The organism is Marinomonas sp. GJ51-14 (assembly GCF_055808695.1).
On sequence record NZ_CM147879.1, the window covers coordinates 918,876 to 932,893 of the forward strand.

At 42.5% G+C, this 14,018-nt stretch carries 14 protein-coding genes; 10 read left to right on the top strand and 4 right to left on the bottom strand.

Annotation, left to right across the window (positions count from 1 at the left end; all coding sequences use genetic code 11):
* Nucleotides 1-2 precede the first annotated feature (2 nt).
* From AC0L3Y_RS04545 to AC0L3Y_RS04560, 4 genes are read right to left on the bottom strand one after another with little or no spacing between them, the layout of a single operon-like run.
* Entirely contained in the window at nt 3-656 is a 654-nt protein-coding gene (locus tag AC0L3Y_RS04545) for a DUF2848 domain-containing protein (RefSeq protein WP_473469314.1), read from the bottom strand.
* A gap of 8 nt (nt 657-664) precedes the next feature.
* Nucleotides 665-1,945: a TRAP transporter large permease gene (locus tag AC0L3Y_RS04550; RefSeq protein WP_473469317.1), complete on the bottom strand. Its 1,281-nt coding sequence runs from the start codon at nt 1,943-1,945 to the stop codon at nt 665-667.
* Nucleotides 1,945-2,475 carry a TRAP transporter small permease subunit gene (locus tag AC0L3Y_RS04555; RefSeq protein WP_473469320.1) on the bottom strand — a complete coding sequence of 177 codons (531 nt, stop codon included), beginning with the start codon at nt 2,473-2,475 and terminating at the stop codon, nt 1,945-1,947. The genes AC0L3Y_RS04550 and AC0L3Y_RS04555 overlap by 1 nt, the downstream gene beginning before the upstream one ends.
* A 5-nt stretch (nt 2,476-2,480) precedes the next feature.
* Nucleotides 2,481-3,545, bottom strand: a complete 1,065-nt coding sequence (locus AC0L3Y_RS04560; protein WP_473469323.1) for a TRAP transporter substrate-binding protein — start codon at nt 3,543-3,545, stop codon at nt 2,481-2,483.
* Between the two features lie 198 nt (nt 3,546-3,743).
* Here AC0L3Y_RS04560 and AC0L3Y_RS04565 point away from each other — a divergent pair, with 198 nt between their 5' ends.
* From AC0L3Y_RS04565 to ahpF, 10 genes are all read left to right on the top strand, one after another.
* Nucleotides 3,744-4,658 carry a LysR family transcriptional regulator gene (locus tag AC0L3Y_RS04565; RefSeq protein ID WP_473469325.1) on the top strand — a complete coding sequence of 305 codons (915 nt, stop codon included), beginning with the start codon at nt 3,744-3,746 and terminating at the stop codon, nt 4,656-4,658.
* A 99-nt stretch (nt 4,659-4,757) separates the two neighbouring features.
* Nucleotides 4,758-5,558, top strand: coding sequence for a putative hydro-lyase (locus AC0L3Y_RS04570; RefSeq protein ID WP_473469327.1), 801 nt, complete (start codon nt 4,758-4,760; stop codon nt 5,556-5,558).
* Nucleotides 5,559-5,684: 126 nt separating this feature from the next.
* Nucleotides 5,685-6,647 (top strand): TRAP transporter substrate-binding protein, encoded by a 963-nt coding sequence (locus AC0L3Y_RS04575; RefSeq protein ID WP_473469330.1) that lies wholly within the window; start codon nt 5,685-5,687, stop codon nt 6,645-6,647.
* A 168-nt stretch (nt 6,648-6,815) separates the two neighbouring features.
* Nucleotides 6,816-7,334 (top strand): TRAP transporter small permease, encoded by a 519-nt coding sequence (locus tag AC0L3Y_RS04580; protein ID WP_473469332.1) that lies wholly within the window; start codon nt 6,816-6,818, stop codon nt 7,332-7,334.
* Nucleotides 7,334-8,641, top strand: a complete 1,308-nt coding sequence (locus AC0L3Y_RS04585) for a TRAP transporter large permease (RefSeq protein WP_473469334.1) — start codon at nt 7,334-7,336, stop codon at nt 8,639-8,641. The genes AC0L3Y_RS04580 and AC0L3Y_RS04585 overlap by 1 nt, the downstream gene beginning before the upstream one ends.
* 32 nt (nt 8,642-8,673) lie before the next feature.
* Entirely contained in the window at nt 8,674-9,420 is a 747-nt protein-coding gene (locus AC0L3Y_RS04590) for a 5-oxoprolinase subunit PxpA (RefSeq protein WP_473469337.1), read from the top strand.
* Between the two features lie 8 nt (nt 9,421-9,428).
* Nucleotides 9,429-10,142, top strand: coding sequence for a 5-oxoprolinase subunit PxpB (gene pxpB / locus AC0L3Y_RS04595; RefSeq protein ID WP_473469339.1), 714 nt, complete (start codon nt 9,429-9,431; stop codon nt 10,140-10,142).
* The gene (locus AC0L3Y_RS04600) at nt 10,132-11,055 is read left to right on the top strand and encodes a 5-oxoprolinase subunit C family protein (RefSeq protein ID WP_473469341.1); all 924 of its coding nucleotides are present in this window, start codon (nt 10,132-10,134) and stop codon (nt 11,053-11,055) included. The genes pxpB and AC0L3Y_RS04600 overlap by 11 nt, the downstream gene beginning before the upstream one ends.
* 221 nt (nt 11,056-11,276) lie before the next feature.
* Nucleotides 11,277-11,834, top strand: a complete 558-nt coding sequence (ahpC, locus tag AC0L3Y_RS04605) for an alkyl hydroperoxide reductase subunit C (protein ID WP_473469343.1) — start codon at nt 11,277-11,279, stop codon at nt 11,832-11,834.
* Nucleotides 11,835-12,047: 213 nt separating this feature from the next.
* A complete protein-coding gene (gene ahpF, locus AC0L3Y_RS04610; protein WP_473469345.1) occupies nt 12,048-13,595 on the top strand; it encodes an alkyl hydroperoxide reductase subunit F in 1,548 nt (515 codons plus the stop codon).
* The last annotated feature ends 423 nt before the right edge of the window (nt 13,596-14,018 follow it).

Sequence of the window (14,018 nt, forward strand, 5' to 3'; positions counted from 1 at the left end):
CATTAGCTCACTATAGGTAATTCTTTGGTAGTGTATACGCACTCAATAGTACGATTCAAAATCGGATCATGAATACTCATCTTAAATTTTTCTGTACGACGAACGCCGCCAATTGCAGGACAAGTACCACAAAGCATTGCACTACCTTCAGCTAAGTTACCTTTCTCAATTAACTCAGTCAAAGGACGAATATTAGCTAAAGAACCTTTTTGATATTGCACCCAGCCTTCACCCTCATCAACCCAAGATTCGATCAGTAGATCATCTAAATGGTGAGCAACTTCGGCGAAATCCCATAATTCAGAAGAAACTGGCTTTGCAGATACTTGTTTTGAGTGTGCAACAGAATAGGCTTCTAGTTTGCGATCCGTATGATCAGAACCTACACCAAGATAGAGTTTCCCATCTGCTTTTATAATCAATGGCTCTACTTCTCCAGACGTATCGGAGCTGAGCACCTCAACAGTTGATTCCTGAGTCACAAGCAAATTAGAAGCACGATAAAATAATGGCACAGCAGATGGTGGAGCAACACCAATTTCCGCAAGCTCATCAATGTGTTTTTGGACAAATTTCATATCGCGAGCCGTCCAGCCTGCAACCACTAAATGTTTGATCTCGATTGATTGTTCAGATCCATTTACAATGAAAAGCATAATGTTCCTTAAAAATTATTAGGTAAATAAAGAGAAATACTAGGGTAGGCTATGAGTAAAATAATCATCAGAATCATCACACCAACATAAGGCAAACTACCTATAATCACGTCTGACATCTTGCCATTTTTCCGAGCAGAGTTAACCACGTACAAATTCAGTCCAACGGGCGGCGTAATCAACGCCATTTCGACTAAAATAATCATCAAAATTCCAAACCATATTTTGTCGTAACCCAACTGAACAATAATTGGTACAACGATAGGAATCGTTGCCACCATCAAAGATAGAGTTTCAATGAAGAAACCCAACACGATATACATCGCCACTATGATCAATAAAGTTGTAATGGCGCTTAGACCAAGGCCTTCGAGCAATTCTTGTAGCGTTCGACCAACGCCTGCAGCGGTTAGAGCAAAGTTCAGTACATAAGCACCCAACACCACCATCATGATCATTGCCGTGATTCGAATCGTGCCCGCCAAACTGTCCATCAACATTTTTACCGAACAGGCTTTGTACACCACAGCAAGAGCAAACGAGATCAATACACCAATAGCCGCCGCTTCTGTCGGTGTCGCCCAACCCATATAAATAGATCCAACGATACTGAATAACAGCAGAAGCACAGGTAAAAGAGACTTCAATGCAACGATCTTTTCTTTCCAAGTACTGTACTGTTTTGGCCCGCCTAAACGAGGCCATAAAGAACAAATAATCACCGTCACAATCATGAACATCAGCGCCATGCTGATACCAGGCACAATGCCAGCTAGAAACAATTTTGGAATGGAGCTCTCAGTTAAAAATCCATAAACAATTAAATTAATCGATGGTGGTATCAAAATACCCAAAGTACCACCAGCGGCGATAGACCCCGTAAATAAACGCTGATCGTAACCGAGTTTTTCTGCTTGAGGTGTGGCAACCGTAGCGACAGTAGCGGCTGTGGCAACAGACGAGCCAGACGTCGCGGAAAACATGGTTGCCGTAGCAATATTGGCGTGAATCAAACCACCTGGTAACCAAGAAACCCACGCATTAAGCGCACTATAGGTTTTCTGAGCCACACCACTGCGTAATAAAATCTCACCAATTAGAACAAATAGAGGAATCGCAATAAGTGTTGAATGGTTAGAAGAAGACCATAAAACTTGCCCCAAGCCTCTCATAAGAGGAAAAGGACTAAAAAAGGAATCAATACCGAAGGCCAACAAGAACAGCACAACACCAACGGGAATAGATAAAGCTAGCAGCCCTAAAAGACCAAAAAACGTAAAAGGAAGCATTACTCTGTCTCCGTACCAATCATGTCATTAACTTGACTGTGTTTTTGTTTAATCACCAACCAAAAAGCACAAATCAGCAGGACGCAGGACGTAATCGCAAACCAAACCCACCCTGCCATCCAAATAGATTGAGGGATAATTAATGGGGTTTCTAATGAAGTATTAGCAAGCGAATTGCGTTTTAACGTTTTTTCTACCACTGGCATCACATAATATGCGGCATACACAGCAACATATGAGGTTGCAGCCAATGCAATAAGATCAAAAATAGAGCGTCCCGCTGCCACGCCTTTATTGCGGATAACATCGATACGAACATGTGCTTTTTCGGTTAATGCATAACAAATACCCCAGCTAGAAACCGATGCCATCACATAACCAGAAATTTCTTCAGAACCCCCAAAACTAATGCCGAACTCACGTAACAAGATATCAATCAGAATGAGGAGAACGCAGGCTAGTAAAACTAGACCTGCGGCAACCGCCACTCCATTATTGATGCGTTTTAACCAATCAATAATGTGTAACATGGCTATTACTCTCCAGGGACAGCAAGTTTGATTTTCGCAACTTTACCAACACTCGCATTCCATTTTCTAACCCATTCACTACCTGCACGTTCAGTCCATTCAGGTAGTACTGTGTCAATAAGAATACGTTTCGCAGCGAAAATGTCATCCGCACTAGGTTCAGCCCATGTCATACTGTGACTCGGCCCTCTTGTACAATCACCATTACCAGTTAAACATGCAACGTCTTGATCAAGCTCTGCTTGTGCGGTTTCCCATACTGACTTCTCAAATTTTTCAGATACTTCAGATTGTAAGAAAGCCTGATCTTTCGCTGATAAATCATTCCATTTGTCTAAATTAATGGCCGTAACTACTGGATCCCAACCACCCAATGGCAGTGTCATCAAGGAATCAGATACTTCCCACCAGCCAGCGCTATAACCAGAGCCAGCACCAGTTACAGCACAATCAATCACACCACGCTGTAAAGCACCTGGAACTTCACCAAAACCAATATTCACACTCTGAGCACCTAGTGCATCTAGAAACTTCGCAGTCATACGACCTGAAGCACGAACTTTCAAACCAGATAGATCAGACAATGACGACACTTCGCCTTTACAGAAAACCACTTGAGGAGGGTAGGGTACAATCGCGAGCACTTTTGAGTTGAACGTTGTTTCATAAATTTCTTCGACCATTGGGCGAGCTGCTTCTACCATTTTTTTAGCTTGCGCAGCTGTATTCGCTAACAAAGGCACATCTAGACCTTCTAACGCAGGCGCATCTGCAACGGCATAATCACCGACAGTCATAGCGACATCAAAGACACCATCACCCAACATACGGAATACATCGCCACTACCAATTCCCATTTGATCATGGGTCGTCATAACGACTTCGAAATTGCCCTTACTTTCGCTTGGCAGAATGTCTGTCCAAAAAGGCTGTTCATATTGTTTGTAAAGCGGAAGACTACTCCAGCTACCAACAACAGAAAGGGATTCACTTGCAAATGTTTGACTTGATGCCAAAGCGCCAAGTACAGCCAAAGGAATGCCTTTCATAAGAAAATTTTGTTTAATCATGTTCGTGTCCTATCTTTTGTGAATTTGTTTTTACAAATCTTTTTTATATACCTCAAAAGATAAAATAAGGATCATCTTTGAAGAGGCTGAGTTCAGTGTTGAACGCGAAGGCGATAAAGTCAATTCGCTATTTTCTTTCTAAAGTGATAGAAAAAACAAATCACCTAACTGGCCTAATTTTAAAAAAAGAGAAAAAACATGAACTTCGATCAATTAAAAACCTTCCTCAGAGTCGCCAAATTAGGCGGTGTCAGAAAAGCGGCACACGAAATGAATTTATCTCAACCTGCTGTTTCAGCAAGAATTTCTGCCTTAGAAGATGAGCTAGGCATTAAACTCTTCGATCGCCAAAAAAGTGGCGTCGTACTTACCAAAGAGGGGTTATTATTACGCTCTCATGCAGAAAGAATTGAAAGTCACTTATCAAAAATCAGAGCGGAACTCACACCATCAGAAGAAATAAAAGGCACACTACGAATCGGGGTAGCAGAAACGATAGCCCAATCTTGGCTATCTGAATTTTTATCTGCTCTGCGAAAAAACTACCCTAAGCTGGTTGTTGAGTTGTCTGTCGATATCACCCTGAATCTTCGCGACCAATTACTGAGCCGAAACATGGACTTAGTTTTGTTAATGGGGCCTTTATCTGAAGGTAATGTAGAAAATGTAACCTTACCCTCTTTTAAACTAGGCTGGTTTTGCCACCCAACAACAGAAAACAAAGATTTAGGTATCACACCAATTATTTCCTTCTCGCGTTTATCTAGACCTTATCAAGAGCTAATGTCAGGTTTAATGCTGCGCTATCATGAAATTGGACAAGTGTTTCCTTCTACATCGCTTTCCACAAGCTTTGAAATGATTGCCTCTGGTATCGGTGTTGGCGTCTTACCGATACAACTGGCACAACGCTTTATCGAAACAAATCGCCTTATTTCTTTTGATCCTGGTTGGACTCCGGATGATCTTATTTTTACTGCGTCTTACTTGAATGACCCTAAAGACCCGATTGTTTCTCAGATTGCTAAACTGGCAAAACAAGTTGCTGATGAATATGACAAAAGAACGAAACCAAACCAAGGTTTGTCATCAAAACAACCTCTCGATAAATAAAATTGATCAAATTACCAAAAAAAACACGATTAGACTTTTAGTAGCATCAAGATCTACTCTTAAATCTATCAAAATGTGGCAAAAATAAGGTAATTATTCATGACGCAATTAGCATCACCTTTACTGCAACAAACAAAAGAACTGCGCCAAGCGATTCGTAACAAATCCCACACGGGCGTAACCAGTGGTTTAGCTGAAGGCGCAATGCAAGGCAATGTCGTTATTTTACCGGCTGATTGGGCCAATGAGTTCTTACTATTTTGTCAAAAAAATCCGGTTTCTTGTCCATTAATTGGCGTTTCCGAAGTGGGTAGTTTTGCTATGCCAGAACTTGGTGATGACATCGACATGCGTCATGACATCCCAGAATATTATATTTACCGTAACGGTGAAAAAGTCGAAAGCCGTTCAGATATCGAAGACTTATGGCAAGACGATATGGTCGCTTTTGTTTTAGGTTGTTCTTTCTCATTTGAAAATGCTCTGTCAAAAGCTGGCCTAACACCGAGAAACATAGAAGAAGATGTAAACGTTTCTATGTTTGAAACCAATATCGCAACAACACCAGCAGGACGATTCTTTGGTAACACGGTTGTAACCATGAGACCTTACATTCCAAAAGATGCGATTCGTGCCATACAAATCACTACGCGTTTCCCAAAAGCTCATGGGGCGCCATTACATTTTGGTTCACCAGAAGATATTGGCATTAGTGATTTAAGCAAACCGAATTACGGTGATGCAGTAACAGTAAAAGAAGGTGAAGTGCCTGTTTTCTGGGCTTGTGGTGTGACCCCTCAAGCTGTTATTCGCAACGCAAAACCGCCTATCTGCATTACTCATGCACCAGGTAAAATGTTAATAACGGATATTTTAGACTCAGATCTCGCTATTTTTTAGTGATTGCTCTTTCCATATGCAATGCAAGAGAGTCATATGTAAGAAAGCAAAACTAATGAATGGCAAACAACGCAGAATAAATACTGTGTAATAGATAACAAAAATTGAATGAAAGGAATAACAATTATGTTGAAGTTAACAAGTGCATTACTTATTGGTGGATTAGCTTCCACTGCCAGCTTTGCAGAAAAATGGCACATGCCAACACCTTATGGTGACGGAAACCTACCAACTCAAATTGCCTATGATTTTGCAAAAGAAATCAAAGACAAAACTCAAGGCGAGTTAGACATTACCGTTCACTCTGGCGGCTCTTTGGTAAAACACACCGAGATCCCACGAGCAGTGAAATCTGGTCAGGTACAAATTGGTGAGATTTTCCTAGGCATTCTAGGTAATGAAAACCCTATTTATAAACATGACAACATTCCATTTTTGGCAACTAGCTACGATGATGCCAAGAAATTATGGGAAGCGGCGAAACCTGCAGTGAAGAAGCAACTGGATAGAGACGGCATGGTTCTATTGTATGCTGTTGCTTGGCCTGCGCAGAGCTTGTATAGCAAAGATCCAGTGAATAGCCTATCTGATTTAGCTGGTACAAAAATGCGCGCTTACAGCCCTTCTACGTCTCGCTTAGCAGATTTAATGGGGACAACACCAACAACGATTCAAACACCAGATATCCCACAAGCTTTTAGTACTGGTATCATTCAAGCCATGATCACATCACCTTCTACTGGTGTTAGTAGTCAAGCATGGGACTATGTTAATCACTACACTGATGTACAAGCTTGGATTCCAAAAAACATCATTGTCGTCAACAAACGTACTTTCCGTCGTTTAGATAAAGCAACACAAGAAATTGTTTTAGATGCCGCTGCACATGCTGAGGCTGAGGCTTGGGAAAAAGTTGTAGCTCGTGCTGCGAAAGATACTCAAATTCTTATCGATAATGGCATCAAGGTAACTAAACCATCTCCTGAGTTGCTAAAAGAGTTGAAAGCCATTGGTCATACAATGACTCAAGAGTGGAAAAAAGAATCACCAAAAGACGTAGGAACTATTCTTGGTCGCTACGAGAACTAATGTTTATCGATCTTTATTAGATAAGTAAACATTTCTATTGTCCTCCCTTTACTGTCTAGTACTCATAAGTTTTATAGATTTATAGAGTGCTAGGCCGTATTTTTAAGACTCAGTATTTCAATAATAATACGTTTAAACGCCACCTATACCCTAAAAAAAGTGAATACTATGAGCCGAATTAAAGAAAAACTCTACCTATGCTCTGGCCTATTATCTGGCTTCTGCATCGTCATTATAACTTTATTATTGCTAGCGCAGATCGTAGGCCGTTTTTTCGGTTTTATTGTCCCCTCCGCTGAAGATTTTGCCGGTTATGCCCTCGCTGCCTCTACCTTTCTAGGTTTGGCTTATACCTTTAGAGAAGGTGGCCATATCCGTGTCACTCTAGTGATTCAGCGTTTTTCTCCTGTTCCTCGCAAGATACAGGAAGGCTTAATCCTTACCTTTTCACTGGCCTTACTGTGCTATTTGTCTTACGCCTGCTCTTTCATGGTATACGAATCTTACATCTATGAAGAAATCTCTTATGGCTATGTACCTGTACCTTTATGGATTCCTCAAGTGCCTGTTGCAGTCGGTGTCATCGCTTTAACGTTAGCAATACTAGACGCTTGGATCACAGTTATTTGCGGTAAACAGCCAGATTACGTTACACAAGAAGATGCCTTGTCATTGGAGGAAATCTAATGGATATGATGTGGATTTCAATCCTATTAGGATTTGGTCTAATTGCTTTATTAGGCCTAGGCGTTTGGGTGTCCTTTACCTTAATAGCCATTGGTGGTTTAGGACTTGTCCTATCAGAGAATTACCAAATTGATTTACTTTTTGCCACATCAAGCTGGGGCGCAAGCACCGCTTGGTCATTAACAGCACTGCCTCTCTTTATTTGGATGGGGGAAGTTTTGTTTCGAACTCGCCTTTCTGAAGATCTATTTAAAGGTCTCTCACCTTGGCTGGGTGGCGTCCCGGGAAAGCTGCTTCACGTAAATATTTTGAGTTGTGGTATTTTTGCTGCGGTTTCTGGGTCTTCTGCCGCTACAGCAGCGACTATTGGTCGCATGACATTACCAGAGCTTCGCAAACAAGGTTATAGCGACCGCATGGCGATTGGTACATTGGCTGGTTCTGGCACATTGGGCTTGTTGATTCCACCATCCATCATCTTGATTGTTTATGGGGTTGCCGCCGAAGTATCAATTGCTCGCTTATTCATTGCGGGTGCGTTACCAGGTTTATTGCTGGTGTCTTTGTTCATGGGGTTCACCATGATTTGGGGCCACTTACACAAAGACGAATTACCGAAAACAACCGGGCACGAAACCAGTTGGTCCGCTCGCATTAAAGGCCTGCGTAAGTTACTCCCTGTTGTTGGTTTAATTGGTTTTGTTTTAGGTTCTATTTACGGTGGATTAACTACACCAACCGAAGCCGCAGCAATTGGTATAACTGGCGCGTTAATTCTAGCTGCTTTTACAGGTACTTTAAGCCGCCATAGTTTTATGGACAGCTTACTCGGCGCCGTAAAAAGCTCTTGTATGATTGGTTTCATCCTTGTTGGCGCTCACTTCTTAACACTGGCTATGGGCTTTTTAGGTATACCTAAAGCCTTAGCAATTTGGATCGGTGGCATGTCTCTGTCACCAATGGAATTAATTTTATACCTTACGGTTTTATTCGTGATCCTTGGCTGTTTCTTAGATGGTATTTCCGTGGTGGTATTGACGGTTGCAGTTGTTCTACCAATGATTCAAGCCGCTAACATTGACCTTTTATGGTTCGGTATTTTTATTGTTCTAGTCGTTGAGATGTCCCAGATAACACCGCCTGTTGGCTTTAATCTATTTGTCATTCAAGCCCTCACAGGAAAAAACATTTTATATGTCGCAAAGGCCGCTTTGCCTTTCTTCTTATTGATTGGTCTGGCGATTATTTTAATCAGTATTTTTCCAGAAATCGTGACCTATTTACCGACAACTATGTCACAAAACTAGTCACGAATTAATTGCTTCAGTAGGTACTAAACATGAAATTAAATTGCGATATGGGCGAAGCCTTTGGCACATGGAAAATGGGCTTAGATGACAAAATCATGCCGTTTGTAGATCAGGCCAATATTGCCTGCGGCTTTCATGCTTCTGATCCATTAACCATGGTCAAAACTGTTACCTTGGCGAAACAGAATAATGTAACGATTGGCGCACATCCCGCGTATCCAGATCTGGTTGGCTTTGGCCGTCGTAATATGGATATTGCTCCTACGGAATTGAAAGCCATTATTCAATATCAAGTTGGCGCGTTAAAAGGCCTCTGCGAAAGCCAGAATACTCAGGTGGATTACGTAAAACCCCATGGTGCTTTGTACAACACAATGATGTCTGACTTCACTGTTCTAGAAACCGTCATGCAAGCCGTGAGTGAACTAGACGCTACCATTCCATTAATGGTTATGGCGGTTCCTGAAGCACCAGAAATCAAAAAAATGGCGAAGAAATACGGCATTGATGTTTGGTTTGAGGCCTTTTCTGACCGTCTATACACAGATGAAGGTCGCCTTACTCCTCGTAAAGAACCAAGAGCCGTTCACGCTTCCTTTGAGTTGATCGAGAAACAAGTTGAGCAACTCTGCGAAACCGGTACACTCACAACCGCATCAGGCAAAACATTGGCAATTCATGCCGACACCATTTGCGTTCATGGTGATGGCGAACATGCACTAGAAGCCGTCACTCGTATTCGTACGTTAGTCGACCGTTTAAACAAGGCTAGCTAGAACTCAACATGAGCAATGTAAACCCAATAGCATTCCCGAACATTGAAATGGTCAGCAATCAGGCTTGCCTACTTAGTTTTTGTCAGGTCATTAGTGAAACAACCTCAAACTATATTGCGCAGGTCACCCAGCACTTAAAATCTTTAGATGGCATCGTTGATTTGGTGCCGTCATATACGACTTTGTTAGTGGTATTTGACGATGATTGCTACGACCGTTTTATTATTTGCAAAACCATTCGCCAGACAATCGAAGCCATCAACCCAAACGACTTCGCATTACAAGATAAACGCGAAGTCGTGATTCCCGTTTATTATGGTACAGAAGTTGGCCCAGACATAAATGACGTAGCCACGCACTGTCAACTCAGTACAGAAGAAGTTATCAAGCGTCACAGCGAGACTATTTATCGCGCTTATGCCATTGGTTTTACTCCAGGGTTTGCTTTTTTGGGTAACACGCCAAGCGAACTTCATGTGCCACGTAAAACCACACCAAGATTAAAAGTTCCTATTGGCAGTGTTGCTATTGCTGAAAACCAAACAGCAGTTTATCCGAGTGTAACCCCCGGTGGCTGGCAAATCATTGGCCGAACACCCGTTCAACTTGTGGATTGGGGAAGCGAGAACCTCGCACTGATTGCCATGGGTGATTCAGTAAGATTTGAGCCAATTTCACGGGACGAATTCTTAGTATTAGGAGGCCAGCTCGATGGCTTTTAAAGTAATCAAACCTGGCTTGCTGGCACTGCTTCAAGATTTGGGTCGTCACGGTTATCAATCTCTCGGGTTAACCACTGGCGGACCGATGGACGAAATGGCGTTTCGTTGGAGTAATGCTCTACTAGACAATGACACCAATAGTCCACAGATTGAAATCACTTTCGGCATGTTCTCTTTAGAAGCACAAGCCGACACCAGTATTGCCATTACTGGGGCAGATCTTGGCGCGACGTTAAACGGGAAAAGCATTTCACCTTGGCGAAGTTACGCAATTAGAAAAGGCGACATTCTTGCTTTTCATCAACCTATTTGGGGGTTACGTGCTTACCTTGCAGTAAAAGGTGGGTTCCTCTGCGAACCCACTCTAGGCAGTGTGGCAACGGTGGTACGTGAAAAAATAGGTGGTTTGACAGGCAAGGGCGATAAGCTGAAAAAAGACGATATGCTGAAATATCAGCCTTTCCATAACCATAAAGAACGTACTGTCCCACGATTGGCGATTCCGAATTATGGTCAAACAGAGATTCCTGTCATTTTGAGTTATCAATATGAGTCTTTTTCAACTTTGGAACGAGCTAACTTTTTTTCCAGTGATTACCGTGTTTCGGGGAACTCCGACCGCATGGGATATCGATTAGAAGGCAAAGTTATTACCAGTGATTTGAAAGGCATCGTATCAGAAGGCATTGCTTATGGGTCAATACAGTTGCCTAAAGACGGCCAACCTATTGTTTTGCTTAGAGACAGACAAACCATTGGGGGTTACCCAAAAATTGGCTGTGTGACTCGCTACGGCGGCAGTATTTTATCGCAACAAAAACCTGGAGATGTGATTCAATTCACTCCAATCACGGTTGACCAAGCGGAACATGAACGACACCTTCAAATGTCGCGGCTTGCCCAGTGGCGCTAAGCTAATCATTTACTCAACTCTCACTTTGCTTAACTCCCATTACTTTAAAAACCCCAGCCACTCCTGAGCTGGGGCTTTTAACTACTATTATCGTACTCGCACCAATAATAGCTTTTAACAATCAAAAACCTTAATAATAACAATTTCACTAATTACACGCTCTCTCTTACTATAAGTCTTGTTGGTAACACACTACACAAATACTTATTAGGAGATACACAATGATCAATACTCAAATCAAACCATTCAATGCATCCGCTTTTAAATCTGGCGAGTTTGTAGAAATTTCTGAAAAAGATGTTCTAGGTAAATGGTCTGTTTTCTTTTTCTACCCAGCTGATTTCACTTTCGTTTGCCCAACTGAGCTTGGTGATGTTGCAGACAAATATGAAGAACTTCAGTCTCGTGGCGTAGAAGTATTTTCTGTATCTACAGACACTCACTTTACTCACAAAGCATGGCATGACAGCTCTGAAACAATCGGCAAAATCAACTACTACATGGTAGGCGACCAGTCAGGCAAGATCACCAACAACTTTGGCGTGATGCGTGAGGGTCAAGGCCTTGCTGACCGTGCAACTTTCTTGGTTGATCCTGAAGGTATTATCCAAGCAATGGAAATCACTGCAGAAGGTATCGGCCGTGACGCTGAAGACCTACTTCGTAAAGTGAAAGCTGCGCAATACGTAGCGGCTCACCCAGGTGAAGTTTGCCCAGCAAAATGGAAAGAAGGCGAAGCAACGCTTGCACCTTCTCTAGATCTAGTCGGCAAAATCTAAGGCGACTGTCTAGTCTGACCCTAAAAGGGGTCAGATCCCTTAAACAAACATTAAGGGATCTATATACATCAGGTCTACTTAAGGGATCTGACCCCTTTTATTCTTTTATATACACTTCTTTCGGAATGCGGATTTCAAGCCGTTTATTGGCTTGGCATGGATTCTTGCACCCGAAATTTACAGTAATCCCTCAGTCTTAACGGGTTAAACATTATGTTAGAAGCAAATTTAAAACAGCAACTGGGCGCATACCTAAAGAATATCGTTAATCCGATTGAAATTACTGTGTCCACAAATGGTTCAGAAAAATCAACAGAATTACTTAGCTTGGCTCGTGAAATCACAGAGCTTGAAAGCGGCAAAATTACTTTGACTGTAGACGAAAACTCAGCGGGTCGTGCGCCACAAATGGCAATCGCTCCTAAAGGTGAAGCACCTCGCGTGCGTTTTGCAGGCATTCCAATGGGCCACGAATTTACTTCTTTAGTGTTGGCCTTGTTGCAAGCGGGTGGTCATCCATCAAAAGCGGCACCAGAATTACTAGAGCAAATTAAGTCTCTAGACACAGAGTTAAACTTTGAGGTGTACATTTCCCTCTCTTGCCACAACTGCCCAGACATTGTGCAAGCAACAAACTTGATGGCGGTATTAAACCCGAAAGTTACCGCGACCATGATTGATGGCGCGTTATTCCAAGACGAAGTAAACGACTTAAACATCATGGCGGTTCCATCTGTTTACCTAAACGGCGAACACTTCGGCCAAGGTCGTATGACATTGGAAGAGATTCTTAATAAAGTAGACACAGGCGCTGCTAACAAACAGGCTGCTACTTTGTCCGAAAAAGCCCCGTACGATGTGTTAGTTGTTGGTGGTGGCCCAGCGGGTGCCGCAGCAGCGATTTACTCTGCTCGTAAAGGCATTCGCACAGGCGTTGTCGCGGAACGTTTTGGTGGTCAAGTAGCCGATACTATGGCGATCGAGAACTTCATCTCTGTGAAAGCAACAGACGGCCCGAAATTGGTCGCAGGTCTTGAGCAACACGTATTAGATTACGATGTTGATCTAATGAAAACGCAAAAAGCGGTTCGCTTAGAAAAGAAAAAGTTCGTTGAAGTCGAGTTAGAAAACGGCGCAATTTTGCAAAGTAAAACCGTGATCTTGGCAACCGGCGCGCGCTGGAGAGAAATGAACGTTCCGGGCGAACAAGAATACCGCGGCAAAGGCGTTGCTTATTGCCCACACTGTGACGGCCCATTGTTCAAAGGCAAGAAAACAGCGGTCATTGGTGGTGGTAACTCGGGTATCGAAGCAGCAATTGACCTTGCGGGTATCGTTGAGCACGTAACCGTTTTGGAATTTGGCGACACTCTACGCGCTGATGATGTATTGGTTAAAAAAGCAGAGTCTCTGCCTAACGTCACTATCATCAAAGAAGCGATGACAACGGAAGTAATCGGCGACGGCGAACGCGTGATTGGTTTGAAATACACAGACCGTAAAACAGACGAATCTCACCTTGTTGATGTAGCTGGTATTTTCGTTCAAATCGGTTTGGTACCAAACAGCGAGTTCCTGAAAGACACGCTACAATTGAGCAACCGTGGTGAAATCGTCATCAACACACACGGTGAAACATCGATTCCGGGTGTGTTCGCAGCAGGTGACGTAACAACAACACCATACAAGCAAATCATCATTTCCATGGGTGGCGGTGCAACCGCAGCCTTGGGCGCATTTGATTACTTGATTAGAAATTAAAAAAATTCGCTGCCAAGGTAACAAATAGAGCGACATAAACCGTCTTTTGGCTTAGCTGAAAGACGGTTTTTTTTATTCTGACAATCTACAGCCCTCGCTCCACGCACAAACTCGTAAAACCACTCAGCATAGTCTTTGTTTCTATTTGATTTGTTTCAGCAATCCCATTCATGAATTACTAAAACACCTTCCATGTCGTTAGCCTGACATGGATAAGCCAATTTTTCATTGGCTCTACACACTAATCTTTCTTCCCAACTAATAAATAACATGCAATATGCGGTTGAATTGGCGTGAGACTGGATTTAATCCCGAATGGTTTGAAGGTTTTATCTATGATGCCTTGGGCTTGGCTGCCTTTTTTTTGCTCTATGTCGGATAGATACGACGACTAATTTCTATGAACTCGGCATAACATGTTTG